This window comes from Lysinibacillus sp. RS11, assembly GCF_042019215.1.
GTDB classification, from domain to species: domain Bacteria; phylum Bacillota; class Bacilli; order Bacillales_A; family Planococcaceae; genus Lysinibacillus; species Lysinibacillus xylanilyticus_A.
The window spans coordinates 4483372-4509337 of sequence record NZ_CP168124.1 but is presented as its reverse complement, the minus strand read 5'-3'; the positions used below and the strand labels follow the sequence as shown (position 1 = coordinate 4509337).

General features: G+C 37.5%; 25 protein-coding genes and 1 riboswitch. Of the genes, 23 read left to right on the top strand and 2 right to left on the bottom strand.

Going from position 1 to position 25966, the window contains the following annotated elements; genetic code table 11:
- Positions 1–37 precede the first annotated feature (37 nt).
- The 6 genes from AB9L17_RS23215 (at position 38) to AB9L17_RS23190 (ending at position 7539) form a co-directional block, all read left to right on the top strand.
- Positions 38–814, top strand: coding sequence for a sulfite exporter TauE/SafE family protein (locus AB9L17_RS23215; protein ID WP_223554006.1), 777 nt, complete (start codon positions 38–40; stop codon positions 812–814).
- A gap of 14 nt (positions 815–828) precedes the next feature.
- Positions 829–1533, top strand: coding sequence for a DsbA family oxidoreductase (locus AB9L17_RS23210; protein ID WP_223554004.1), 705 nt, complete (start codon positions 829–831; stop codon positions 1531–1533).
- 233 nt (positions 1534–1766) lie between these two features.
- Positions 1767–2717 (top strand): c-type cytochrome, encoded by a 951-nt coding sequence (locus tag AB9L17_RS23205; RefSeq protein ID WP_223554003.1) that lies wholly within the window; start codon positions 1767–1769, stop codon positions 2715–2717.
- Positions 2718–3122: 405 nt separating this feature from the next.
- Positions 3123–3854 carry a M23 family metallopeptidase gene (locus AB9L17_RS23200; protein ID WP_223554064.1) on the top strand — a complete coding sequence of 244 codons (732 nt, stop codon included), beginning with the start codon at positions 3123–3125 and terminating at the stop codon, positions 3852–3854.
- Between the two features lie 169 nt (positions 3855–4023).
- Positions 4024–6012, top strand: a complete 1989-nt coding sequence (locus AB9L17_RS23195; RefSeq protein WP_068984949.1) for an ABC1 kinase family protein — start codon at positions 4024–4026, stop codon at positions 6010–6012.
- Between the two features lie 345 nt (positions 6013–6357).
- The gene (locus AB9L17_RS23190; RefSeq protein WP_317853385.1) at positions 6358–7539 is read left to right on the top strand and encodes an NlpC/P60 family protein; all 1182 of its coding nucleotides are present in this window, start codon (positions 6358–6360) and stop codon (positions 7537–7539) included.
- Positions 7540–7652: 113 nt separating this feature from the next.
- Here the strand turns inward: AB9L17_RS23190 and ytvI are convergent, their stop codons facing one another.
- Positions 7653–8711: a sporulation integral membrane protein YtvI gene (gene ytvI, locus AB9L17_RS23185; protein WP_068984948.1), complete on the bottom strand. Its 1059-nt coding sequence runs from the start codon at positions 8709–8711 to the stop codon at positions 7653–7655.
- Between the two features lie 91 nt (positions 8712–8802).
- Here ytvI and AB9L17_RS23180 point away from each other — a divergent pair, with 91 nt between their 5' ends.
- From AB9L17_RS23180 to AB9L17_RS23140, 9 genes are all read left to right on the top strand, one after another.
- On the top strand, positions 8803–9351 hold the full coding sequence (locus AB9L17_RS23180) for a hypothetical protein (RefSeq protein ID WP_068984947.1): 549 nt from the start codon (positions 8803–8805) through the stop codon (positions 9349–9351).
- A 359-nt stretch (positions 9352–9710) separates the two neighbouring features.
- Positions 9711–10256, top strand: a complete 546-nt coding sequence (locus AB9L17_RS23175) for a glutathione peroxidase (protein ID WP_068984946.1) — start codon at positions 9711–9713, stop codon at positions 10254–10256.
- A 275-nt stretch (positions 10257–10531) separates the two neighbouring features.
- A riboswitch (cobalamin riboswitch) is annotated at positions 10532–10723 on the top strand.
- 166 nt (positions 10724–10889) lie between these two features.
- On the top strand, positions 10890–11432 hold the full coding sequence (locus tag AB9L17_RS23170; RefSeq protein WP_068985092.1) for a hypothetical protein: 543 nt from the start codon (positions 10890–10892) through the stop codon (positions 11430–11432).
- Between the two features lies 1 nt (position 11433).
- Entirely contained in the window at positions 11434–12396 is a 963-nt protein-coding gene (locus tag AB9L17_RS23165) for an ABC transporter substrate-binding protein (protein ID WP_375199832.1), read from the top strand.
- 239 nt (positions 12397–12635) lie between these two features.
- A complete protein-coding gene (locus AB9L17_RS23160) occupies positions 12636–13403 on the top strand; it encodes a tyrosine-protein phosphatase (RefSeq protein WP_223554001.1) in 768 nt (255 codons plus the stop codon).
- A gap of 147 nt (positions 13404–13550) precedes the next feature.
- Entirely contained in the window at positions 13551–14936 is a 1386-nt protein-coding gene (locus AB9L17_RS23155; protein ID WP_375199831.1) for an MATE family efflux transporter, read from the top strand.
- Entirely contained in the window at positions 14936–15766 is an 831-nt protein-coding gene (locus AB9L17_RS23150; RefSeq protein ID WP_068984942.1) for a putative RNA methyltransferase, read from the top strand. The genes AB9L17_RS23155 and AB9L17_RS23150 overlap by 1 nt, the downstream gene beginning before the upstream one ends.
- A gap of 302 nt (positions 15767–16068) precedes the next feature.
- Positions 16069–16677 carry a lysophospholipid acyltransferase family protein gene (locus tag AB9L17_RS23145; protein ID WP_375199830.1) on the top strand — a complete coding sequence of 203 codons (609 nt, stop codon included), beginning with the start codon at positions 16069–16071 and terminating at the stop codon, positions 16675–16677.
- Between the two features lie 96 nt (positions 16678–16773).
- Complete coding sequence (locus tag AB9L17_RS23140) at positions 16774–17238, top strand: low molecular weight protein-tyrosine-phosphatase (RefSeq protein WP_068984940.1); 465 nt, start codon at positions 16774–16776, stop codon at positions 17236–17238.
- A gap of 41 nt (positions 17239–17279) precedes the next feature.
- On the opposite strand, the gene AB9L17_RS23135 is transcribed toward AB9L17_RS23140, so the two are convergent.
- On the bottom strand, positions 17280–17525 hold the full coding sequence (locus tag AB9L17_RS23135; RefSeq protein WP_223553996.1) for a hypothetical protein: 246 nt from the start codon (positions 17523–17525) through the stop codon (positions 17280–17282).
- A gap of 325 nt (positions 17526–17850) precedes the next feature.
- On the opposite strand from AB9L17_RS23135, the gene AB9L17_RS23130 reads away from it, so the two are divergent.
- From AB9L17_RS23130 to AB9L17_RS23095, 8 genes are all read left to right on the top strand, one after another.
- Complete coding sequence (locus AB9L17_RS23130; protein WP_068984938.1) at positions 17851–18570, top strand: YebC/PmpR family DNA-binding transcriptional regulator; 720 nt, start codon at positions 17851–17853, stop codon at positions 18568–18570.
- A 252-nt stretch (positions 18571–18822) separates the two neighbouring features.
- Positions 18823–19311: a hypothetical protein gene (locus tag AB9L17_RS23125; protein WP_375199829.1), complete on the top strand. Its 489-nt coding sequence runs from the start codon at positions 18823–18825 to the stop codon at positions 19309–19311.
- 134 nt (positions 19312–19445) lie between these two features.
- Positions 19446–19610 (top strand): hypothetical protein, encoded by a 165-nt coding sequence (locus tag AB9L17_RS23120; RefSeq protein WP_223553993.1) that lies wholly within the window; start codon positions 19446–19448, stop codon positions 19608–19610.
- A gap of 69 nt (positions 19611–19679) precedes the next feature.
- Positions 19680–21422 carry a methyl-accepting chemotaxis protein gene (locus AB9L17_RS23115; RefSeq protein ID WP_068984936.1) on the top strand — a complete coding sequence of 581 codons (1743 nt, stop codon included), beginning with the start codon at positions 19680–19682 and terminating at the stop codon, positions 21420–21422.
- Positions 21423–21508: 86 nt separating this feature from the next.
- Positions 21509–22084 (top strand): YdcF family protein, encoded by a 576-nt coding sequence (locus tag AB9L17_RS23110; protein ID WP_068984935.1) that lies wholly within the window; start codon positions 21509–21511, stop codon positions 22082–22084.
- A gap of 74 nt (positions 22085–22158) precedes the next feature.
- A complete protein-coding gene (locus AB9L17_RS23105; RefSeq protein WP_223553991.1) occupies positions 22159–23856 on the top strand; it encodes a M3 family oligoendopeptidase in 1698 nt (565 codons plus the stop codon).
- A gap of 228 nt (positions 23857–24084) precedes the next feature.
- A complete protein-coding gene (locus AB9L17_RS23100; RefSeq protein WP_083227023.1) occupies positions 24085–25170 on the top strand; it encodes an AI-2E family transporter in 1086 nt (361 codons plus the stop codon).
- Positions 25171–25182: 12 nt separating this feature from the next.
- Positions 25183–25806, top strand: coding sequence for an NUDIX hydrolase (locus AB9L17_RS23095; protein ID WP_223553990.1), 624 nt, complete (start codon positions 25183–25185; stop codon positions 25804–25806).
- The last annotated feature ends 160 nt before the right edge of the window (positions 25807–25966 follow it).

Sequence of the window (25966 nt, the reverse complement as noted above, 5' to 3'; positions counted from 1 at the left end):
ATTGGTAGGGATGAGTGGCTAGAAAGAAGGAAAAAAGATGGATTTGGCATGGGTCGTTACAATATTTTTGATTGGCTTTGTGGGTTCGTATATATCGGGAATGCTAGGAATTGGCGGGGCGATTATAAAATATCCAATGTTATTATATATCCCACCTTTATTTGGTTTTGCTACATTTTCGGCACATGAGGTATCAGGTATTAGTGCAGTAGAAGTATTTTTTGCTTCTCTTGCTGGGGTATGGGCATATCGAAAAGGTGGCTATTTAAATAAATCACTGATTATTTATATGGGTGGTGCCATATTAGTAGGAAGCTTCGTTGGTAGTTATGGCTCCAAATTTTTATCAGAAGCGGGGGTTAACGTCGTTTATGGTGTGTTGGCGTTGATTGCAGCGGTGATGATGTTTATTCCTAAGAAGCAAATTGACGACAAGCCGTTGGATGAAGTAACGTTCAATAAGCCAATAGCAGCTATATTAGCGTTTATTGTTGGTGTTGGGTCGGGGATTGTTGGGGCAGCTGGTGGCTTCTTGTTAGTACCTATAATGCTAGTGATATTAGGGATACCAACACGTATGACAATCGCTACAAGCCTTGCCATTACCTTAATATCCTCAATAGGTGGGACAATTGGAAAATTGATGACGGGTCAAGTTGATTACTATCCTGCATTCATTATGATTGTAGCTAGCTTAATAGCAGCCCCACTAGGTGCAAAGGCAGGGAAAAAATTAAATACAAAAGTTTTACAAGGCAGTTTAGCGGTGCTTATTTTAGCAACGGCCATTAAAATTTGGATGGATATATTGTAGAGGGGTTGTAGAAAATGAAAATTGAGGTTTTCTCAGATTTTACATGTCCGTTTTGCTACATTGGCAAACGAGAATTGGAACGTGCCATTGACATAGCAGGTTATACAGGGCAAGTAGAAATTGAATACAAAGCATATCAAATTGGTATAGATACGCCTAAGGAAAATGCGCCAGCTTTATATGAGAGTATGGCTGTAAAATATGATTCAACTTTAGAAGAAGTAAAGGAACTAACTAAGGGTATAGCAATGCGTGCTGAAGAGGTTGGGTTACATTACGATTTTCAAAATATGAAAACAGCGCATACTGAAAAAGCGCATCGATTGGCAAAGTGGACAAAGCAGTTTGACAAAGAGGGAGCCTATACAGAGGCACTTATGAGTGGCTATTTTACAGAAGGAAAAGACTTAAATGAGGATACATTTTTATTAACAGTCATAAAAGATTTAGACTTAGATGTTGAAATAGCGAAGAGTGTTTTTTCGTCAAAGGACTTCAGTGAAGATTTTGATAAGGATCGATATGATGCTCAACAGCTAGGTGTAGAAAGTGTACCGTTCTTTGTTTTTGAAAATCGTTACGGAATTAAAGGGGCGGAGCCGAATGAGGTTTTCGTACGAACTTTGCATCAAGCGGCAGAGATAGCGGGTATTCAGCCGGTCTTAAAGATGGTAGGCGACGGTGAAGCTACTTGTGCTGATGGTGAATGTAAATTATAAGGGAATTCTACAATGCCGGGTACAATGCTGTGCTCGGCATTTTTGGAGGAATTTATACATACTGCAACAGGTATTAAGTTGTGTTTTTTGTGTTGTATAACAATGATTACTACAAAATTTATCCATTTTTATCATCTGAATGGTTCTATTTGCACGAGGTGTGAGGAAAATCACATCGAAAAATATGCTATTTTGCTAAAATATAGGTGATTATACAAAGGGGGGTATTGTAGATGAAACCTTTAGTAGCGGGAGTAGCGGGGACAGTATTATTAGCAGGTACACTTTTTGTCGGGGCAGTCATTAGTGATAAAATTTTAGGTGATGCTAACGGAGAAAGCAAAGAAGCCGCAGAACTGGCAAAAATACCAACAACAGCAGCTGCTCAGTCAGCTGTCTATGCACCGCCGAGTATTGAAGAAGTACCAGATGGACCTATGAAAGAAACGATATTAAATGGCTATGAGCTTGTCAATAATACACATGTAGCTGCAGATGAATATGTTGGGAATCAATTGTCTTGCACAAGCTGTCATGCAGGAGCAGGCATTGATGAGCAAGCTGCGTCATTAGTTGGGGTTACAGCGAATTATCCGCAATATATTGCACGATCAGGAGATGTTGTAACGATTGAAGAGCGTATTAATGGTTGTATGGTTCGTAGTATGAACGGTAAAAAATTTGACATGAACAGCGAAGAGTTAGAAGCTATGGTCTCATACTTCACCTATATTTCAGAAGGTGTACCTATTGGAGCGGAGCGTGAATGGGCAGGTACAAGTACTATGAAAAACGTTCCTATACCGGACGTAACGAACGGTGAAGAGTTATATGCCCAGTCTTGTATTACTTGCCATGCAGTTGATGGTTCAGGTACTGGTGCTAATACAGGTCCGGCATTATGGGGTGAAAATTCATTTAATGATGGAGCGGGTATGGCACGTATGTCAAAAATGGCTGGCTACATTAAAACCAATATGCCAATAGGAGCAGCTGGAACTTTGACAGATCAAGATGCTGCAGATTTAGCAGCCTATATTTTATCGCAGGATCGACCTGAATGGGCTAATCATGATAAAGATTGGCCAAACGGTGGACGTCCTAATGATATTATGAATAAAGAAAAACGGGAACAAGTTAAAAATGGCACAATAGATTGGGAGAAGGTCCTTTCAACAAATTAAAGGATGCTGTGAATTGACAGAATTTCTTACAAGCTATTTAGAAACGATGAGATAAATTACGTAACAAATTCGAAAAAATTATAAAACGTTCAATGCCTTTTACCTTTAGACAATTTTTGTTTAAAGGTATTTTTTATTATAGCCTTCTAAATTTACACCTCAGGTCGTATGGGCACTTTATCCTTAAATTGCTATATTTAGTAATGATGATTGTGGATTTTTGACATAGGGAGGAACGAGTTTATTTTTAAAAAATTGTTGCGGAAGTATGGTTATACAAATGGCGTGTTAATAGCGCTTATTTTATTATTATGGATCAGTGCATTTTTTATTGGTGATATATTCGGTATATATTCATGGACAATACTTAAATTAATTTTACCAGTAGTAGGAGCTATAGGATTGATGATTAATTTTGTCATGTTAATCATATTAATTGTTAAAAAGCAAAGAAGTTTTAAGTTGTTTATGAATATAGTGATAAACATCATATTCATCTTTCCAATTTTAATGACTATGAATATTATTCTTTGTGCTTATCCGAACACTATTGAACGTACTCAACCATCTATAACTGTAGGTTGGCCTTTAACTGAAGAAACTGTTGTTGGGTGGGGCGGTAATCGTGTTAAAGATAATTTACCACATGCAGTATGGGCATCAGAGCGATGGGCCTATGATTTAGTAATGGAGCCTTATAACATTAACAGTGATAGCAATGAGGATTACGGGATATGGAATAAAGGAATTAATGCACCGGTTTCTGGAATTGTTGTCGCTGTTTCAAATGATGAAGTTGACATTACACCAGGGACAGAAGATTTTACGTCAATAGAAGGAAATTATGTGTACATAAAAATAAAAGAAACAGGCACTTATCTTTTACTTAATCACTTGAAAAAAGATAGCGTCACCGTTGAAGTGGGAGATACTGTAGAGCCAGGAGATGTCATTGGACGTGTTGGGAATAGCGGTTCATCCTCAGAGCCTCATTTACATATTCATCATCAAAGACAAGATCCTACTAAAGTTATTCACCCTGTCTTAGCAGAAGGACTGCCTCTATTTTTTGAAGAGATAGATGGCGATTTAATGCCGAAAAAAGGTGCAATGATAAAGCCGAAAATCGATAAATGATACAGTAAGTAACAAGAGTGATTAATCTTTTGTAAAAACAGGTATTTAAATATACAGAATCCATTTTGAGAGATCTTTTTTCAAAATGGATTCGTTTTATATTAAAAGAAGTACAGATCGTAATTTGTTATACTAGCAGTATTAGGAAGTAGCATCGGAGGTGACGCTGTTGATTTTTTTGAAATTTTTAATCCAAATCATTGCCGTATCAGGGATTATTTATTTTGTAAGTGGTCGATTAATTGGCTCAAATATCAATTTTGTTCGTAGGGTTCTTTCTGTAGTTATTAGTGTGACGCTGACGTCCTTTGTCTACTGGTATTCTTATTTGCGCCATACAGATTTTTTGTCTGAAACAGTGATGCAAACGGTGACAGAGGTCAGTACACTTATTTGGCTTGGTAGCATGCTGCTAATTTCTATGCTGCTCTACCTTGTTTTTGAGCTTTTTGACTCAAGTGGTATTACAGCTGGAGATCGTCGTAATGACCAAAAAAATTTATTGTTGCGCCTTCGTAGCTACTGGCGACAACAAAAGCGCTTACGACAGGTGTTAAAAATAGCTGTGACAAATGGTGTTGTGCAAACGATTAAATACGCAAGACAACGAGAAAATGAAAAGGAGCTTGCGATTGCTTTAAGGTCTACTTTGGAGCAATGTGGTGGGATATTTATTAAATTTGGTCAGGTGCTTTCTACACGTAAGGAACTGTTTTCACCCATCTTTATTGACGAATTGGAGAGGCTGCAGCATCGTGTGAAGCCTTTACCGTCAGAGCAGGTAACTCAAATTTTAGAAGGCTCACTTCCTAAGCCGGTGAATGAGATATTTGCAAGTTTTCAAATGGAGCCTATTGCGGCAGCGTCTATTGGACAAGTACATAAGGCGCGATTAAAGAATTATGATGAAGTCGTGGTGAAGCTACTGCGACCAGAAATAAAGGGGATCATGCGAGACGACCTTGAGATTTTGGAGGAATTTTCTAATTGGCTAACAAGCAAGTCTACATGGGCTGAATCGTTGGGCTTTCGAGAACTTGCTAGAGGATTTGCAGATGGATTACGCGAGGAAATTCATTTAGATATTGAGGTTCGGAATACATTGCAAGTGACTAATGCCCTTGCTAAAAGCGATTATAAGGTGCGTATTCCTAAAATCTATACAGCATATTGTGATGAAAATATTATTGTCATGGAATACGTACGGGGGAAAAGTGTTGCAGATGGTGCGGCTGTTTTTAATAGTTTAGAAATTGATCGTAGGCAGTTTGCGCGTACTGTTTTATATTCCTTCTTTGAGCAGATGCTATTTTCAGGTATATTTCATGCAGATCCTCATCCGGGAAATATTCATATTGATGAGAAGGATGGTACACCAATCCTCCTTGATTTTGGGGCTGTTGGTCGTTTGGGGGCTACACAACAAGAGGGCTTAAAGCTATTTTTAATGGGGATTCAGCTAAATGATTCAAATATTTTATATGATGGTCTAACACTATTGGTTGAAAATGCTGATCATGCAGAGCGTGCAAAGATGGAGCAAGCCATTGATCAAATTTTGTTGAAGATTTCTTACGTGGATCGAATTCCAACAGAAGAATTGATACATGCGTTATTTACGGTTGTCCGTGATTTCGGTCTTGCTTTCTATCCCGCAGTAGGTTTAGCGCTACGATCATTAGTAACATTAGATGGGACGTTACGGGTAATTGATTCGCGTTTTGATATTTTTATGGAAGCGAAAGATTTTTCATCTACGTATATGCGGGCATCTCTCCTAAAGCCATTTAAAGAACCGATGGCAACAAAGGAACGCTTGCAAGAAGAACTATCAATGCTTATTCCGACATTACGCAAAATGCCAAGACGGGTTGATCAGCTTATTCAACGAGTAGAGAGCGGAAAAATTATTTTACATCACGATGTTTTTTCGGATGAGCATAATGCACGTTTTATTACAAATCTGTTTTCCCGTTTGGTCTTACTTCTCGTTGGTATTACCTTTGGTATTATTTCTGTAGCACTTTTAGCAATCTCACAATTTATTCACGATTCATACGCCGTTTACTTAAATACAGCTGCATACATAGGTTTATTTTTGTGTGCTATTCTGTTAGTTCGGCTTTCTATTCAAGCGTTACGTTCTATGAAGCAATAGGTAGGGGAGATGTTCCCTTACCTTTTTTTATGTTCAAAACGTCGTCGAGAAATATTACAAAAACATTACAAATTAGTGAGCGAATCTAATAGGAAAGTAGCTGAAAATGATATTTTGTAGAAAGAAACGGTATTTTGTAGAATATTTTAGATTTTACACGAATGTTACAAATATATTTCGAGTTTTACTAAACGATTAAATAGGTGTGAAATAGTATAAAAGTTGTGCTGATAATGCTAAACTTTAAAAGGCTAATATAAATATAAGAAATTACAAAATAAATCGTTCAATTGATTACATTAAAACTCCAAGAGCGAAATTGACTAATGAAGGGAAAGAAGTAACGTGGGTAAGCGCAATAAATGGCGTAAGTCGATGGTGCTAGCATTAGCGCTAGCTGGTGGCTTATTATTTAACACAGTTCAACCGACAGAAGTGCACGCAGAAGAAACATCTCAACAAATGATTGATAAGAAAGCTAAAATAGATACAGAAGTTAAAAAGCTACAAGAAGAATTAACAAATTTACAAAAAGAGATCGATGAAAAAGTAAAAGTATTTAACAAAGTACAAACAGATATTAAAGACGTTGATGCAGATATTACAGAAACTGAAAAGCGTATTGAGCAACGTTCTAAAATTTTAAGTGAGCGTATGGCTGCGTATCAAGCGCAAGATGACACTGTGGGTGTTTACTTAAACGTTGTTCTTGAATCAAAAAGCTTTGCAGATTTAATGGACCGTGTCGTAGCGGTAAAAACATTAATGGATGCTGACCAAGAATTAGTAGATCAACAAGAAGCAGATAAGGCTAACTTAGAGAAACAAAAAGCAACATTAGATGAAAAACAAAAAGAGCTTCAAAAGCAATTCCAAGAGCTTCAACAAAAGGAAAGCGAAATGGAAGTAAAAAAAGCTGAAAACGAAGCGAAATCTCTTGCATTAAAGGCAGAAATTGCAACGAAACAAGAAGAAGAACGTTTAGAAGCAGAACGTAAAAAAGCAGAGGAAGAAGCAGCTCGTTTACGTGCGCTTCAAGCAGTTACTCCAGTTGTACAAGCAACAAACGGCAATGGTAACGATAATAGCAATAGTAACAATGAAAACAATGATAGCGATGGTAAAAAAGGTAATTCACAAAAAGTCGTTGTTGGGTCTGGCGCAGGCACTGCATCTTCAGGTGATGCTATTTCCACTGCGAAGCAATTCCTAGGCTCTAGCTATGTTTGGGGCGGCAATAACCCATCGACAGGATTTGACTGCTCAGGTCTTGTACAATGGTCTTACAAGCAAGCAGGTGTATCTTTACCACGTACAGCATCACAACAATATTCAGCAACACAACGTATTTCAGCAAGTGAAGCTCGTGTAGGTGACTTAGTATTCTTCAGCTATGGTTCAGGTGTAGCGCATGTTGGCATTTACTTAGGTAACAACACGATGATTGACGCTCAAAATAAGGGTGTTGTCATTGAGTCACTTGACTGGTGGAACCAATATTTAGTAGGCTTCGGTCGTGTTCAATAAGCCTTACATTATATAGACGTTTGAAATGACAAAAAAGTCATCTTTGTAAAGAAAAAATACAAAGATGACTTTTTTTGTTTAGGGGATGATTGAATTGATGTTTATATAAAATGCTATATTTTAAAATTCAGCTTGATAATACCTGTTTCTTTTAATGCAATAAAGAAAATAATGACAAAAGGTCCTGCGAGTAAACCGATCACACCAAATAACTGAAGACCAATAAACATGGCAATTAATGTAGGTAAAGTTGATAAACCGATATGGTGACCCATTAATTTAGGCTCGACTACTCGACGAATAATGAGTAAAATAGCAGCTAGTATGAATAATTTTACAGCTATAGATATATTTCCTACTAACAGGTGATAAAGCCCCCATGGTGCCAAAATAATAATAGAACCGAGGAAAGGAATAATATCAATTAGCCATATAATAATTGTCATCGTTATCGCGTATTTTGGTTGGATTAGTAATAGCCCAATAAGTGTGACGCCCCCAATAATAAAGCTAACGAGTAAATGTGCCTTCATATATCCGAAAATAGCATCCTTTAAACGATTCGCGACGATTTTTAATTTATTTGCAGTGCTAGGCTTTAAATATTTATAGGTGATTTGTTTTAACTTGGGTAAATCTAGCATAAATAAAAATAGAGCAATCGTATAAACGAGAAGACTGATAAATAGGCTTGGGATTTCAGCAAAGAAGGCTGTAACTTTAGTATAATTAAAAAAGTTTAAAAAAGATTCTTCGATTTTCTTTATGAAATCCATTGTTGTACTTTGAAGCGAGGCACTTACTTCAGGAGGGAAGTCTTCTGTGTATTTAGAAATGTTTTCTTGCATACTAAGCCACATTTCTGATAGTTTTGAAATATAATAGGGAGCTTGCTTTGAAATTGAAATTATTTGCGACATAAGTTGTGTAATAGTAAAATAGCAAATAATGGAAATTAAAATAACGCTCACTATATAAATAAACGCAACTGCAATTTTCCGAGACATTTTCCATCGCCGTTTAAAGAACATAACAATTGGCTCTAAAAAAAATGCAGTAACACCAGCTAATATAACGGGAACGGAAACTGGGATAATAAAATATGCAGCTACAATTAAAGTAATAATCATAATCATTCTAAAAATCAGTTTCCTAGAATTAATTTTATTCATAAACTCACCTTCTTTGCGCAAAGTAAGTTAAGTGTACCATAAAACATAAAAATATTATTACGGTCTGAAACAATAAAGGTAGGGATGAATCATGGAAAAAAAGATTATGCAACTTTTTAGTAATTTAACAGAACGTGACAGCGATATTCAATATGAATCTTACGAAGAATTGATGAAAATAATGCAGGAACCAGTTGATTGGACATATGCAGTTTGGGAACAACTTGTTCAGGCTCTTACATACAAAAATGGGCATGTTCGTGCAAGCGCGGCACAAATTTTATGCGCATTGGCAGCAAAAAGTGATCCAGAAGAGAGAGTATTAGAGGATTTCTTAAAGATTTGGGCAGTGACCTATGATGAAAAAACAGAAACGGCGAGACATACTTTGCAGGCAATTTGGAAAATAGGTTTAGCGGGGAAAGTACAAAAAGATTTAGTCGTTTCATATTTGGCAAAAAGATTTCAAACATGCTTAGACGAAAAACAACCGGCATTAATGCGCTATGATATTATTGTATCTTTTAAAAAGCTATTTGATGAAACGAAAGACCCGAAGCTACTAAAAATTGCGGAGCGTTTAATTGCGGAAGAAAAAGATGTTAAATACAAAAAGAAATATATGAAAGCCATCCATTAAAGACGTGGAATGGCTATTTGTTTTGTGAAAATTCTTTCGCTAATAGAGAAATAGTTTATAATATATCAGGCGTGCTGAGTAGGAAAATATAGGTTTATTATTGACCGATAATATGATTTTTTGTGGCTGTTTCACTATTGTATGCCTATTTTTAAGGTCCATCGGCATAACATAGGGTTGATTTCGTCTGTACTGAATGAAGATTAAATGACATACGTCTAAACAAATGTCATTCGCAACTTTTGGTGATGAACATGATGAACCATGTTTAACTGATTGTGGCAGAAAATTACATATTCTAATCAATTAATATTGTTAATCAACATTCCTGACAATTTAGGGAAAAAGGGAGTTAAACAATGAGTATTTATAATTATTTAGTTAAGAAGCCAAACGGTGAGATACTATCAATGGAAACTTATCGAGGAAAAACGCTGTTAATTGTTAATACAGCAAACAAGTGCCGTTTTACATATCAATTTGAAGACTTGCAAAAAATGTATGATAAATATGGGAAGGATAATTTTGTCGTTTTAGGTTTTCCTTGTGATCAATTTGATAACCAAAATCCTGAAGATGGCGAACAAACTACACACCTATGCAAAATCAACTATGGGGTAACATTCCCGATTTTTGAACTCGTGCAGGTAAACGGAGATGCGACACATCCATTATTCAATTATTTAAAGCACGAGATAGACTATCGTGAATTTGGCAAGGCAAGTATGCAGGAAAAAATGTTAGCAGAAGCAATTATCCAAATTGCACCTAGTTTTTTAGACGGTCGTAATATTCGCTGGAACTTTACAAAATTTTTAATAGATACAAATGGTAAAACAGTTGCCCGCTTTGAACCGACAGATTCACAGCTTGATGTTGAGCAAGCTATTGAAAAAATTTTATAAAACTTTGAATCAATACTTGGATCTGTTCTTGATTAAAGAAGTATGCTGATGAAAGTACATATTGTGGAGGGAGGATACGTTTGCAGAGAGCGTTTCACCACAGAATGTGCAGTCAAGTTGAAGGGGCATACTTCAAATGTCTTGAATTTAGATTAGAGAATGATTTTGTATAGCTATGTAGAAATAGGCTTACTGTTGTTCGTATTCATTTGTTTTCCGTTCATTTCAAAGCTATTTTTTCCTATCAATATGTGTTAAACTGCTTTACAAGTGAATTATTTTTGCAAAATAAAGGTGTTAACAAGCATAATTGGGAATTCGGTGAAAGACCGAAGCTGTTTCCGCAACTGTAAGTACAGGAATCATAAAGATATACCTTTGTCGAAATATCGGATGGGCAGGTTTTTATGACTCATAACATGATTGGATGTACAAGCCAGGAGACCGACCTTTATTTGAACGTATAGATGCTCTTCGGAAGCTAGGAGGATATGCGGCAAATACATAGGCTTTGTCGTGTCTATGCGACACTATTTATGCTATTTTCGTCGTCCCTTAGGAGTAGGGGCGACGTTTTTTTATGTATACTCACTATTAGTAAGAATTTTTCACGAAGGAAAGCGGGGACTAGAGTTGAAAAAAGATGCACGTTATTCTTGTTATCCATTTATGCGTGAAAAGGCATCAACAGTAGATTTTGAAATTCGAACAGATAGTCTTACAACACATATGGGTGTCGCTTTAGTAGCAGTAAATAAAGAGACAGTAAGGGTAGTGGCAGATGATTTATTAGCTATTTTGCCAATGGCTTACCATGTTAATGGCTCCGTCCGAGGGAAATTAGCAGTAACTGAAGATGACTTAGCGTGGCTTAGTGATCGTTATGATTTTTATGTTAGTCATGTGAAAGATGAGATTCAGAATTTTGTATTACCACAAGGAACAGAGGCTGCTGCTGCATTACATGTATGTCGTAGTGAGTCGAAAAAATCATACCGTATTTTACACAAAGTTTCTGAGGAACGGGAAGTACCAGCTATTCTGTTTGATTATATAGGATTACTAGCCAATGTATTTTTTGTTATGGCTGTCTATATGAATCAGCGCGCTGGTATTGCTGAAATACCGTTTATTAGTAAGTCATACCCAATGAAAAAGAAAAAGGAGAATCAATGAAATGAAGAAATTGTTTAATCTACAATGGCTTTCTGTATTAATGTTAGCACTCGTATTAGTAGGCTGCGGCACAAAAGAGGATGCTAACAAAGACACTTTTTCTAAGGACGAGCAACAAACTGAGAGCACAAGCTATAAAGTTACGGATGATCGTGGTGTAGAAGTAGCGTTTGATGCAGTACCTAAAACTATTGTTTCATTACAACCAAGTAATACAGAAATTTTGTTTGCCCTAGGTGTTGGTGATAAAATCGTCGGTGCAACAGAGTATGATACGTATCCAGAAGAAGCGCAAAAAATTGAGCGCGTCTCTACTGCTGCAACTTTCAATAGTGAGCGTATTTTAGCGTTAAAGCCAGATGTTGTTATTGCCTATACAACTGGTGGTGATGATGAAAACTTAAATGCTCTAAAAACTCTTGAAGATGCAGGAATTAAAGTTTTTGCTATCAAATCAGCTGCTTCATTTGATGATGTTTACGGGGATATCCAACAAATTGCATCTGTTATGGGGATTGAAGATAAAGGCGAAAAGTTAAACGAAGATATTAAAGCTAAAATTGCGGAAGTCCAGGCAAAAGTCAAAGATGTAAAAGAACCAAAAAATATTTACTTAGAAATTAGTCCAAAGCCAGACATCTATACAGCTGGTTCTGATACATTCCAACAAGAGATTTTAAATGCTGCTAATGTGAAAAATGTATTTGCTGACGTTCAAAGCTGGGCAAAGGTATCTGAGGAAGATGTCATTGCGAAAAATCCAGAAGTCATTTTAACAACAGTAAGCTATGTAGAAAACTCAGTGGGAGAAATTCTTGCACGTGATGGATGGAATTCAATCACAGCCATTCAAAACAAAGCGGTTTATTATATAGATACTGATATTTCGAACCGTCCAGGTCCACGTATTGGTGAAGCTGTTGAGCTAGTAGCAAAAGCAGCATATCCTGAGTTATTTAAATAATCTATATTGAAAAGTATTTTAGAGCTGTCCTTTATCCAGGGCAGCTTTTTTTGATGTTGGTCGAATCTAATGATCATTGTACAGGTGTTTCGCTTCGATGAAGAAGTGCTCGAATAGAACCATACATCACTCGGCTTGAGACTAGCTGGTGACATTTCCTAGTGTGAAAATTGGTATTATAGCGAATTGTTTTATAGAATATAAATAAGAATGTTTATTAATAGAGGGAGGTGCAGTAAATGAAACAGTTTGATATGAAGATTATTCCGTTTGAGGCTGTTCATAATTTTCGTGATATGGGTGGATATAAGACGAGAGATGGGCGTTCAGTAAAGAATGGCTTGTTTTATCGTTCAGCGGCGCTTGGCAAAATGACGAAAGCAGATAAGGAGCTTTTTGGAACGCTAGGTGTGAAAACAATTTTCGATTATCGCGACAACCATGAGGCACAAAATAATCCTAATCCGATCTTCCCGCAAGCTAAATATATTCAAATTCCAGCAAAGGGCAATCATGCTTTTGAGATGCCTACAAACGCTGGAAAAAAAGATTTTTATAAGGTTGTAAATCCAGAGATGTTCCGAGAATTTTATGCACAAATGCCTTTTAATAATGCGTCGTTTAAGGAGTTAATGGTAACGATTCAAAACCCTGAAAATTTAGGGCTTGTACATCATTGTGCGGTAGGAAAGGATCGAACAGGTATCGGTGGTGCACTTATTTTGCTCGCTTTAGATGTGCCTGAGGAAACAATCATGGAGGACTATTTAGTTACAAATATACATTTACGGTCCTTGGTAGAACAGATGGCTCAGGCAATTCAGCAAGATTATAATGATCGAGAATTACAGCAATTTTATGCATTAATGTCTGCCCGTGAGGATTATTTACAGGCGGCATTTGATGCAATGGATAACCGATTTGGCTCAAAGACAGCATTTTTAGAGCAAGAATTTGGTCTAACAAAAGAAAAGCGTGAGCAATTGCAGGCGTATTGCTTAACTTAGTAGGCAACCCTTTCACACGGTCTTGTGAAAGGGATTTTTTTGTGAAGTGTTAATCTTTTTGATAATAAATACTAAAACTCTTTACAGCCTAATAATCTATGATAAGATACTATTATTTTATGACGCGTATAGGAGAAGTGAAACGTATTGGCAGATCCATTAAGAGAAAGTGAGAGAAAAGAGACTAATAAGTTAAGTTTGTTTCATTTAACGTGGCCGATATTTTTAGAAGTATTTTTATTTATGTTGATGGGACTAGCCGATACTTTTATGCTCAGTGCTTTATCAGATAATGCTGTATCAGGGGTGGGTGCTGCCAATCAATATATTCATATTGCCATTTTAATACTTGAAGTAGTTGGTAATGGTGCTTCAATTGTTGTGTCGCAATATTTAGGCTCAAGGCGTTTTTTGGAAGCTGCGAAGATATCCGCTTTAGCAGTAACGATGAATTTGATCGTTGGACTCGTGATGAGTATTTTATTTTTCTTCTTTTCAAGTCATTTAATGACGATGATGAACTTGCAGGGGGAAGTGCTTCAATACGCACAAAGCTATTTAGCTATTATCGGAAGTTTTATTTTTTTACAGGCAATTATAAATGCGTTAGCAGCGATTATCCGTGTACATGGTAGGACAAAGCAAACGATGTATGTATCACTAGGTATGAATGTGCTGCATGTTGTATTAAATTACGGTTTAATTTTTGGTAACTTAGGATTACCGGAGCTAGGTGTAAAAGGTGCAGCTATTTCCTCAGTTATAAGTCGTGGATTAGCAGTTCTTGTGTTTTTCTGGCTGTTGTATCAAGTTATGGAAGTAAGGTTGAAGCTAGATTATTATTTCGAGTATTCAAAGGAATATGTTCGAAAAATATTAAATATAGGCTTGCCGTCTGCATTTGAACAAGTTCTTTATCAGTTTTGTCAGATTGTCTTCCTATATTATGCAACGTACTTAGGCTCAGAGACGCTTGCAGCAAGACAATATGCCATGAATATTTCGATGTTTACGTATTTGTTTGCGATTGCAATCGGTACAGGAACAGCTATTATTATTGGGCGTTATGTTGGTGCTGGTAAAAAGGATGAAGCTTATCAGCAGCTTTGGTTAAGTGTGCGTGCAGCTTTTATCTTTACGATCATTATGGTTGCAGTTGTGACAATATTCCGGAAGCAACTTATGCACGTTTTTACTGATAATCCAGAGGTAATAGCCATCGGAGCATCTGTGCTAGCATTAAGTATTCTGCTTGAGACAGGCCGTACAATGAATATTGTGGTTATTAACTCTTTGCGTGCCTCAGGGGATGCGAGATTTCCAGTGAAAATAGGTTTTTTATCGATGGTTTGTATGAGCCTTCCACTCGGTTACTTGTTCGTTTTTGTTTTAGATTGGGGCTTAGTAGGTATTTGGCTAGCGATTTCGGCAGATGAATGGATGCGAGCCATTATTGTATACTTTAGATGGAGAAGTCGTAAGTGGGAGCGTTTCGCACTTGTTTCACCTACAGAACAGAAGGAGGTAAATTAATGGGGGCACTTTCAAAAAGAGCTGCAGGGGCAGCCTTAATGGATGAAAATATAACGCTTTTCGCTTGTCCAATATGTCAAGAGTCAATAGGTGTTTTTGAACAGGGAAGACTAGTATGTTCCTCAAATCATTCATTTGATATTGCCAAGCAGGGCTATGTCAATATGCTGACACATGGTGCTATTTCTAAGTACAGTAAAGAACTCTTTGAATCTCGAAAAGCGGTTATTGATAGTGGGATCTATGATTTAGTAGAAGATAAGATTGGGGAGCTAATTGCTAATGCAGAAACCGTGCTTGATACAGGATGTGGTGAAGGTTCACATTTAGCACGTATTATGGCGAAGAAACAAGGGATTGGCATTGGTATTGATATAGCAAAAGAAGGCATACTTGCTGCAGCTCGACATTATCCAGAGCAAATTTGGTGTGTTGGTGATTTAGCGAAAAGTCCATTTGCAAGATCAAGCTTCGATGCCATATTAAATATTTTATCTCCTGCCAATTACGAAGAATTTAAACGTCTATTAACTCAGAATGGTTGTGTTGTTAAGGTTGTGCCTCAAAGTGGGTACTTACATGAGCTTCGAGCACAATTGTATGCGGATTCTACCAAAGAGTCATATTCGAATGAACAAATAGTTGCTCGTTTTAAAGACAGCTTTGCCGATGTTAGTGTAGAGCGTATTACTTATACGGTACCGCTTGCTACTGAGCTTGTACCGGCATTGCTTGAAATGACACCAATGGGCTGGCATAAAAAAGAGGAAGCCAATATCCAATTAGAAGAAATTACGATTGATGTGGATGTATTAGTGGGAAGGGTTTAACTTATTTCAGCAGATGCAGGCGGATGTCACGGAATTCGGAAAGGAATTCACAAAGGATGTTAGCCTAAAATCATCGTATCCATACGATAACGGCTAACTGACCTACATCGGTAATAACGCCACGTCCTGTGGCATTACCGAAATGACCGACATCGTGTCTGCCTTCGTGCACGCCTAAGCACAAAGCCGAATCTGGACGTAATTATGCCGAAGCATAATTGATTTATTTCACATGCAATTGCAGTACATGGACATTTTCGATTACAATGGGAGTAACTATTGAATAAGGTAGGAATAAAACAGTGTATAAATTTATAGCAAGTGTTGTAAAAGTGATATTAAAATTATCGGGCTCAAAAGCGCGTGTATATGAAGAGCAAAACTTACCGAAGGAAGGTGGGTTTATTATTGCATGTACACACACGGGTTATGTTGATATTTTAAATCTTGGTGTTGCAGTATACCCTCGGGAAATTCACTTTATGGCTAAAAAGCAATTGTTTGATATAAAGGGTCTTGGTTGGCTTATAGAGCGTTTAAATGCCTTTCCGGTTGACCGTGACAATCCAGGACCAAGTGTTATTAAAATTCCTTCACAGTTATTGAAAGAGGGTAAAATTGTTGGGATTTTCCCATCTGGTACGCGAAATGCTGAAGGTACGGATTTAAAACAAGGTGCAATTACAATAGCACAGCTGGCAAAAGCGCAAATTGTCCCAGCCGCGTATATTGGTGCGCGTAATGCTGGTGATCTTTTTAAGCGTGGTAAAGGCTATCTAATTTATGGCGAGCCATTTTATGTAACAGGCAAGGGTAAAGAAGGGCGCGAGGAATTTACGCATCGCCTTGAGCATGAATTAGTAGCATTAACTGAAGAATTAGAGAAGCGAGTTACAGCGGAAAAGAAATAACTTGAAACATCATTCATGCCAGTAAAATGTGGGACAACTTAGAAGGCACTCAGAATCAAGTTGATTTTGAGTGTCTTGTTATAGGAGGAGCAAAAAATGATTCGAGTACTTTTTGTATGTTTGGGAAATATTTGTCGCTCGCCAATGGCTGAAGCGGTCATGCGTGATTTGGTAGAGAAGGAGCATTTAAGTCATAGAATTGAAGTAGATTCGGCTGCGACAAGCTCTTGGCATATAGGAGAACTTCCTCACAGAGGAACACAAGATAAGCTAAAAGAATATGACATCTCAACGAAAGGCATGCAGGGCCGACAATTACAAAAGGCTGACTTTAACCATTTTGATTACATTATTGGCATGGATGAAAGTAATATACGTAATATCCGAACGATGGTAGGCAATCCTGATTCACCAAAGATTTTTCGCTTTTTAGATTTAACTGACCATCAAAAAGACGTACCTGATCCGTACTATACAGGAAATTTTCAAGAAACCTATGATTTAGTTTTAGAGGGTTGTCATGCCTTGTTAGAAAAAATCAAAATAGAAAACCAATTGTAAAGTGACTATAAATGACACATTTTTTGATCCATCACCGAAAGCTAGGTATGACATTTGTTAAAACGTTTGTCATGTAAATAAGTTGATTGGAGTGAAGACTGGGGGACTCCTTGGGGATTAGCGATAGAGGAACGAAGGCTAAGGGCGTCACGTCCTGTGATAAAGCCTTCGTGACCAACATCGTGCTGTTGCTGTCGCTGCGCTTTCGCACAAACAAAACCCTCTGCTGCCGCTACGTTAGCACTACGCTTTCGCGCAAAAAACATCTGTTGGCCCAAGCGGCTCATCGGACGCCCCCAGGAAGCTTTGCTCTGTGCGAAAGCGAAGCGACAGCAACAATGTTTATCTGCGCGAAAGCGAAGCGACAACAACAACAACAAAGCGCCTGGTCGGAACGGAAATCAACCACACGTTATGTTGAAAATTCTATTTTTTTGACAATCAATCCTTAAGAAAGTCACCTTAAACATTGACATATCTAGCTTTGTAATCATCATTTATGATATTATTTGCAGAGTAAAGATACGATGAGTATTTAATTACCATTTACAGATGTGCAGCTGCGCATCTATGATTTTTTATAAACTTAAACATTGAAAGAGAGTGGAAACTATGGGTCGTAAGTGGAACAATATTAAAGAAAAGAAAGCGTCTAAAGACCAAAGTACAAGCCGTATTAATGCAAAATTCGGACGCGAAATTTATGTGGCAGCTAAATCAGGCGAGCCAGATCCTGAGTCAAACCGTGCCCTTAAAGTTGTTCTTGAACGAGCAAAAACATACAGTGTTCCTAAACATATTATTGAAAAAGCCATTGATAAAGCGAAGGGTGGCGGCGATGAAAACTTCGACGAATTACGTTATGAAGGTTTCGGACCAGCAGGCACGATGTTAATCGTTGATGCTTTAACGAATAATGTTAATCGTACAGCTTCTGATGTACGTGCGGCATTTGGTAAAAATAATGGGAATATGGGTGTCAGTGGATCTGTTGCCTATATGTTTGATTCAACAGCGGTTATCGGTTTAGAAGGTAAATCAGCAGATGAAGTTCTTGAAATTTTAATGGAAGCAGATGTTGATGCTCGTGATATTCTAGAAGAAGATGAGGCTGTCATTATTTATGCAGAGCCGGACCAATTCTTTGCTGCACAAGAAGCATTAAAAGCTGCTGGTGTTCAAGAATTTACAGTAGCAGAGCTTTCAATGCTGCCGCAAACAGAAGTAACATTAACTGGTGACGATGTAGCGAAATTTGAAAAACTAATTGATGCATTAGAAGATTTAGAAGATGTACAAAATGTTTACCATAATGCAGATTTAGGCGAATAAGAAAATAATTAATAGAACCAGTAGCGTTTAAAGCTACTGGTTTTTTTATTATGAAAAACTATTGTAAATTAAGATAGCGTATTAGATAAAGTATGGCTCTTCGGCAAAATGAGGGGGTGATTTCCGTTAAGGCGTTATCACAGGACGTGATGCTCTTAGCCTTCGTTCCTCTATCGCTGATCTCCAAAGAGGGATAGGACCTCCGAAATCGTGGATAGAAACGTCAAAGTGATGGATAGGACGTCCAAAATCGTGGATAGAAACGTCAAAGTGAGGGATAGAACCTCCAGAATCGTGGATAGAAACGTCAAAGTGGTGGATAGAACCTCCAAAATCGTGGATAGAAACGTCAAAGTGATGGATAGGACGTCCAAAATCGTGGATAGAAACGTCAAAGTGGTGGATAGAACCTCCAAAATCGTGGATAGGACGTCCAAAATCGTGGATAGAAACGTCAAAGTGGTGGATAGAACCTCCAAAATCGTGGATAGAAACGTCAAAGTGGTGGGTAGGACCTCCGAAATCGTGGATAGAAACGTCAAAATGATGGATAGGACCTCCAAAATCGTGGATAGAAACGTCAAAGTGAGGGATAGGACGTCCAAAATCGTGGATAGAAACGTCAAAGTGAGGGATAGGTCCGAAATCGTGGATAGAAACGTCAAAGTGATGGATAGGACGTCCAAAATCGTGGATAGAAACGTCAAAGTGGTGGTTAGAACCTCCAAAATCATGGATTGAATCTCAAACTAGGATAAAAATCAAAAAACTATTTTTCTAATAGGGTATGCCTCTGTAGAAAGATAGTTTTTTTCTTAACTATTAAAACATATTCCGTGTACATAAGTTGATTGGAGTGGAGGTTGGGCGACTCCTTGGGGATCAGCGTCACAGATGAGACCCTGCAGCGAAGCGAAGCGGCTCATCGGACGCCCCCAGGAAAGCGCCCAACCGGAACGGAAATCAATCCCTCATTATTAATCCGTATTTGGCTAAAAAAGCAAATAATTCGTCCTTGTATTGCAATTTACCCATTGTGAAAAAAATCAAACCATAACATAATATAGATTAATAGTCTTGGTTAATGAAGAAGAAAAGGGGGCTAAAGCATGAAATTTTTACGTTCGATACAGGGAAAACTAATTATTATTTCATTAGCATTATTAATTATACCAAGCCTGATTATAGGTTTGGTTAGTTATGGTAAAGCTAAAAATGGTATGGAGGATATTGGAGAACAAGTTATTCAGAATAGTGTTGAAACTACTTTGCAATTAATCGAGTTAGCCAATGAAAGTGTTGAAAAGGGTGATATTCCTTTAGAAGTTGCGCAGGAGCGAGTGCGGGAGGCGATACTCGGACCGAAGGATAGTGAAGGAAAGAGACCAATCAATTATCCTGGGGATTTGGGAGAGAACGGATATATATACATCTTAGATGAAAAAGGGACATTAACAACTCATCCGACTCGAGAAGGGGACAACCTATGGAATGATCAAGATAGTAGTGGTAACTATTTTATTCGGGAAGTAACCAAAAAAGCACTTGCTGGTGGGGGCTTCACGCAATATGAATTTGAGTTGCCGGGTCAAGATGTAATCGCTGATAAAATCATTTATTCTGCAAAAGATCCTCACTGGGGATGGATCATAGCATCAGGTACATATATGCAAGACTTTAATAAAGAAGCGAACTCATTATTACTCATTATTGGTATTACATTAGTAGGAGCTATCATTATGGGTACAGTAGTTGTCATAATGGTCTCTAGACATTTGGCTTTACCAGTCCAAAAACTATCTAAACGCGTACGTGAGGTAGCCAAGGGGAATTTGACTGTAGAAATTGAAGATCTACAACGTACAGATGAAATTGGTCAGCTAAATGAAGGCTTTAACGACATGGTACATCAATTAAAAACACTAATTACAGATGTTGAGGAAGCTATTGTAGAAATTCAATCGACATCGTCAAATTTAACATCTGTGGCAGAGGAAACAAACGCTTATGGAGATGAAATAGTAAAAGCAATTAACGAGGTTTCAAGCGGTGCATTAAAGCAAGCTTCAGATGCTGAGGATACAAATAGAACTGCCATTGAGTTTGCTCAGCAGATTGAAATATTACATGATAAAAATGAAGTAATGCTTGATGCATCTCAACATATGAAGCAATCAAATCAAAAAGGTCTCGTTAATGTAAATGGTTTAAAAGAGAAATCACATGAGTCTTCTGAGTTGATTAATAACGTTCAGGCTGTATTTAATAGCTTAATTGTGAAAGTTAGGGAAATTGAAGGTATTGTCGGTACCATAACTGAAATTTCAAATCAGACGAATCTACTTGCATTAAATGCATCAATAGAAGCAGCTAGAGCCGGTGAGCATGGTAAAGGATTTGCAGTTGTTGCTGAGGAGGTACGTAAGCTTGCGGATCAAACATCTGTAGCAACCGAGCTAGTGCGTACAACCATAAAGGGGATTGAAAGTGAAACTAATTTAGTAAACGATGAGATGAAAAAAACAAATGTCATTGTTCGTCAGCAAAATGATTCGGTTGCCATAACAGAATTATCCTTTAAGGAAATCGAATTAGCCGTAGAGAAAATTATTGCTGTCATTGGGGACATGACTGCGGGCGTAGAATATTTGAATAGCTCAAAGGATAACATTATACAATCTATCGAAAGTATTGCGATGATTAGTGAGAAAAATGCTGCTGCTTCAGAGGAAGTAACGGCATCTGTTGATGAACAACAGCATGCCATTCAAATTGTTAGTGAATCTTCCAATGATTTAACAGATGAAATAACGGCATTACAGGACTCTATTAAGCGCTTTATATTAAGATAATCAATCAGGATGCTTGTACAAAATTACTCGTACAAGCATCCTTTTTCTTCACTTATCGTTAATAAAAGGTAAAGGAGGGGAGAATTGTGAAAAAATGGGTGTTATGGGTTGGTATTTTGCTACTCGCTGTGGGTGGTGTTGTTTATATTTGGCTTGGCGAGGAGATGAAACAAGGTGTCCAGCCGGTTGCAAACGGCACAGCTGAATACGTGATTGTGCTAGGGGCGAAGGTAAAACCGGGGGGAGTTCCATCGCTTTCTTTGAAAAATAGATTAGAGGAGGCTGTTAAGTATTTAAATAAGTATCCTCATGTGAAAGTGATTGTTTCAGGCGGGCAAGGAGCGGATGAAGATCGAACAGAGGCTTCTGTAATGCTTAAGTACTTACAGGATAACGGTATTGATACGAACAGAATATTAGTGGAAGACCAATCTACATCCACTTATGAGAATTTATTGTTTTCTAAAGAACTATTGCCTACAGGAACAAAGCGAATCACGATTGTCTCTAATGATTTTCATTTAAAACGTGCAAAATATTTAGCTGAGACTTTAGATTTTGAAGTAGATGTCGTTGCGGCAAAAACACCAAAATCAGTGGAAGCAAAGCTAGAACTACGTGAAAGAGCAGCACTATTAAAAACATATATAATTGGTTACTAAATTGTTTCTTAATATGATAGATTTGGCATATAATAGAGAGATAACGGGGTATATGACAGAAAGAGGGGATTTCTATGAAAACGTTTAAAGACTATGAATACAGCCGTCCAAATATTGAGGTAATGAAAGAGCAACAATTATCTTTAATTGAGCAATTTAAAAATGCTCAAACGATGGACGAACAAAGTGGGATAATCGGAAAGTTAAACGCATTAAGTAATGATTATGCTACAATGGCGAACTTAGTGTATATTCGTGCTTCAATTGATACAAATGATGAATTTTATCATGCAGAACGCGATTATTTCGACGAGGTTGGCCCTGAGCTAGAAGAGGTAACGACAGAATATTATAAAGCACTAATCGCTTCTCCATTCCGTGAACAGTTAGAAGAAAAATGGGGTCAGCAGTTATTCGATTTAGCAACCTATCAAATTAAAGGCTTTTCACCAACAGTCATTGATTTAATGCAAAAGGAGAATAAGCTTGTTTCAGAATACAATAAACTAGTTGCCTCTGCGCAAATTGATTTTAATGGTGAAACATTAACACTTGCACAGCTTGGACCATATGCGGAGTCTACTGATCGTGCAATGCGTAAAGCGGCAACAGATGCACGCTTTGGCTTTTTTGCGGGCCATGAAGAGGAATTTGATCGATTGTATGATGAACTTGTCAAGGTGCGTCATGAAATTGCTGTTAAATTAGGATATAAAAACTATGTTGAGTTAGGCTATGTTCGAATGAATCGCATTGATTATAACGCAGAAATGGTACAGAAATTCCGTGACCAAGTTCGTGATTTGATCGTACCACTTGCAACAAAATTATACGAACGTCAGGCGAAACGTATTGGTATTTCTGACTTTAAGTTCTATGATGAAGCATTAAACTTCTTATCAGGAAATGCTACACCAAAAGGCGATCCGGAGTGGATTGTTGCGAACGGTAAAAAAATGTATGAAGAGCTATCACCTGAAACTGGTGAATTCTTCAACTTCATGATTGACCATGATTTAATGGACTTAGTGGCGAAGAAAGGAAAAGAGAGTGGTGGTTATTGTACATTTATCGAAAACTATCACTCACCATTTATCTTCTCGAACTTTAATGGTACTTCAGGCGATATCGATGTGTTAACACATGAAGCAGGACATGCTTTCCAAGTTTATTCAAGTCGTAATATTGGTATCCCAGAATACTTATGGCCAACATATGAGTCTTGTGAAATTCATTCGATGAGTATGGAATTTTTCACATGGCCATGGATGGAGTTATTCTTTAAGGAAGATACAGAAAAATATAAGTTTACACACTTAAGTAGCGGTTTATTATTCCTTCCTTACGGTGTTGCAGTTGATGAGTTCCAGCATGTTATCTACGAAAATCCGAATATGACACCAGCTGAACGCAAGGCTGCATGGAAAAAGATTGAGGAAACATATTTACCGCACCGTGACTATGATCATAATAGCTATCTAGAGGCGGGTGGTATATGGCAACGTCAGGGACATATTTATGCGAGCCCGTTCTATTATATTGATTACACGTTAGCACAAATTTGTGCATTCCAATTCTGGAAACGTTCACGTGAAGAATTTGAAGCTGCTTGGAAGGATTATATCCATTTATGTGGTTTAGGAGGCTCTATGTCCTTTACAAAGCTTGTAAAAGAAGCAGGGTTAATTTCGCCATTCGAGGACGGCTGTGTTGAATCTGTAATCGGTGATATTGAAGATTACTTAAATTCAGTAGACGATACAAAATTATAAACAGTTAAGTTATGCAACAGAAGTGAAGATTCGCTATACTCCTACGGGAAAACAAGTTATGCAAGCCCTTTTAGATGCTTTTGCATAGAGAGGCTTGCGGAACGTCCGTGGGAGGGGAGCGGATTTTTTTGTTTCAAAACCTATTTTATTTGATAATAAATAATAGGATACTTGCGAAATGGTAAATATATAAGTAGTATTCTCATTATATGTGATAAAAGGAAGTGAATGAAAGTGACGAGGAAAGTTTGGTTTCAAGTAGGTGTAGGGTTTTTACTTGTTCTATTAATCATTAAATATTTTGTAGAGATTCATTGGATCTTTTCACCGCTTGTCATTATTTTAAAAACTATTTTTGTCCCTTTGTTACTTGGTGGTGTTTTGTACTATGTAACAGAGCCAATTCAAAGGTTTTTAGAAAAACATGGATGGCCGAGATGGTCAAGTATATTGGCAATAGTTGTTGGACTTATAGCAATCGCTGTTGGCTTTGGTTGGGTTGTTGGTAATCCGATTGCGGAACAGTTAAATAAGCTAGTGAAAAATGCACCAATGATTAGTAAAGGTATTCAGGATGCAACTGACTACGTGGTGAGAAATATGGAAAATTTCCCACCACAGTTAAAAGAGATGATCGATAGTATCGCGAATTCTGTACAAGATATTGCCATTGTGGCAAGTAAGGGGCTAGTTTCGTTTTTACAATCAATTGTATCTGCCTCTTTATTAGCTATTTTAATTCCATTCTTCTTTATCTTTATGTTGAAGGATCATGAAAAATTTGCACCATCAATTTATAAATATTTCAGCGGTGAGCGCCGTGAATGGGTGAAGAAGACGTTAAGTGAAATTGATAGTGTATTACGTAGCTATATTCAAGGGCAGCTGCAAATTAGTTTTTTACTAGCGCTCATTATGTTTGTCGGGTATTTAATGATGGGTCTAGAGTATTCGTTGCTACTTGTTATATTCGCGTTCTTTATGAATATGATTCCGTTTATTGGACCTTGGATTGCCTTTGCACCAGCAGTAGTTGTAGCAGTTATTCAGGATCCCGTTCTAGTAATATGGGTATCGGTTGTCACACTCGTGGCACAGCAAATTGATAGTAACTTTATAACACCTAATGTTATGGGGAAAACACTCGATATACATCCGTTAACAGTTATTACGATTATTTTAGCTGCGGGTAATATTGCAGGCTTCATCGGCATTCTTATTGCTGTACCATTCTATGCCGTATTAAAAGTGATTGTATCCAATATTTATGATCAGCGTAACGCGATTAAGAATAAGGCTACGAAGTCAGTATAGGAGTCGAAAAAAATGGAACAGGAAATTGTGAAAGTTTTTAATGAGCAGCATGAACAGATTGGGACAGCAACAAGAGCAGAAGTACATGAAAAAGGGCTGTGGCATGAAACATTCCACTGTTGGCTTGTCAATGAGGACTATATTTATTTCCAAATCCGTAGTGCACAAAAAAAGGACTACCCTGGTTTACTTGATATTACAGCGGCAGGGCATCTGTTAGCCGCCGAGACAGTAGAATCAGGAATACGTGAAGTGAAGGAAGAGCTAGGACTTGATATTCACGTTCACGAGGTTGTTAAAATGGGCATGACGTCTTGTAGTATCGTTTCGGAAAATATGATCGACAATGAATTTTGTCATGTTTTTACATATCCATTCAAACATGATTGGGATTCGTTTGAACTTCAATATGAAGAAGTATCAGGGGTCGTTAGAGCAAAGCTTGATGAGGCAGAGGCATTCTTTTTAGGCGGAACAGCTACTCTTAATATTGAAGGCTATGAATATTTCCCTGATGGTAAACGAGTGAAAATTGTGCGCCCAGTTAGTACTGCACAATTTGTCCCTTATCGAGAACTATACGTTGCGCATGTTATTCAGTTTGTAAAAGAAAAAATGTTTAATAAAAAGTTATGAATTGTGGAGGATGTCTGAGAAAGCACTTCATAAGAATTCTAGCATAATTGTAAATGGTAAAATCCGCTTCGCCTCCTGCGGGCAAGGTACGAGCCAAAGTGCTGTGCTCCTGACGCTGCGTCTAATCACGCTTCGTCGCACAACATAGTTTCGCTAACTC

Coding starts and splice junctions, on each gene's coding strand:
- AB9L17_RS23095 (WP_223553990.1), top strand. CDS start 25,183: ATGGAACAGGAAATTGTGAAAGTTTTTAATGAGCAGCATGAACAGATT.
- AB9L17_RS23150 (WP_068984942.1), top strand. CDS start 14,936: ATGGGGGCACTTTCAAAAAGAGCTGCAGGGGCAGCCTTAATGGATGAA.
- AB9L17_RS23105 (WP_223553991.1), top strand. CDS start 22,159: ATGAAAACGTTTAAAGACTATGAATACAGCCGTCCAAATATTGAGGTA.
- AB9L17_RS23165 (WP_375199832.1), top strand. CDS start 11,434: ATGAAGAAATTGTTTAATCTACAATGGCTTTCTGTATTAATGTTAGCA.
- AB9L17_RS23215 (WP_223554006.1), top strand. CDS start 38: ATGGATTTGGCATGGGTCGTTACAATATTTTTGATTGGCTTTGTGGGT.
- AB9L17_RS23100 (WP_083227023.1), top strand. CDS start 24,085: ATGAAAGTGACGAGGAAAGTTTGGTTTCAAGTAGGTGTAGGGTTTTTA.
- AB9L17_RS23130 (WP_068984938.1), top strand. CDS start 17,851: ATGGGTCGTAAGTGGAACAATATTAAAGAAAAGAAAGCGTCTAAAGAC.
- AB9L17_RS23180 (WP_068984947.1), top strand. CDS start 8,803: ATGGAAAAAAAGATTATGCAACTTTTTAGTAATTTAACAGAACGTGAC.
- AB9L17_RS23135 (WP_223553996.1), bottom strand. CDS start 17,525: ATGAGCCGCTTGGGCCAACAGATGTTTTTTGCGCGAAAGCGTAGTGCT.
- ytvI (WP_068984948.1), bottom strand. CDS start 8,711: ATGAATAAAATTAATTCTAGGAAACTGATTTTTAGAATGATTATGATT.
- AB9L17_RS23200 (WP_223554064.1), top strand. CDS start 3,123: ATGATTAATTTTGTCATGTTAATCATATTAATTGTTAAAAAGCAAAGA.
- AB9L17_RS23175 (WP_068984946.1), top strand. CDS start 9,711: ATGAGTATTTATAATTATTTAGTTAAGAAGCCAAACGGTGAGATACTA.
- AB9L17_RS23210 (WP_223554004.1), top strand. CDS start 829: ATGAAAATTGAGGTTTTCTCAGATTTTACATGTCCGTTTTGCTACATT.
- AB9L17_RS23140 (WP_068984940.1), top strand. CDS start 16,774: ATGATTCGAGTACTTTTTGTATGTTTGGGAAATATTTGTCGCTCGCCA.
- AB9L17_RS23205 (WP_223554003.1), top strand. CDS start 1,767: ATGAAACCTTTAGTAGCGGGAGTAGCGGGGACAGTATTATTAGCAGGT.
- AB9L17_RS23160 (WP_223554001.1), top strand. CDS start 12,636: ATGAAACAGTTTGATATGAAGATTATTCCGTTTGAGGCTGTTCATAAT.
- AB9L17_RS23115 (WP_068984936.1), top strand. CDS start 19,680: ATGAAATTTTTACGTTCGATACAGGGAAAACTAATTATTATTTCATTA.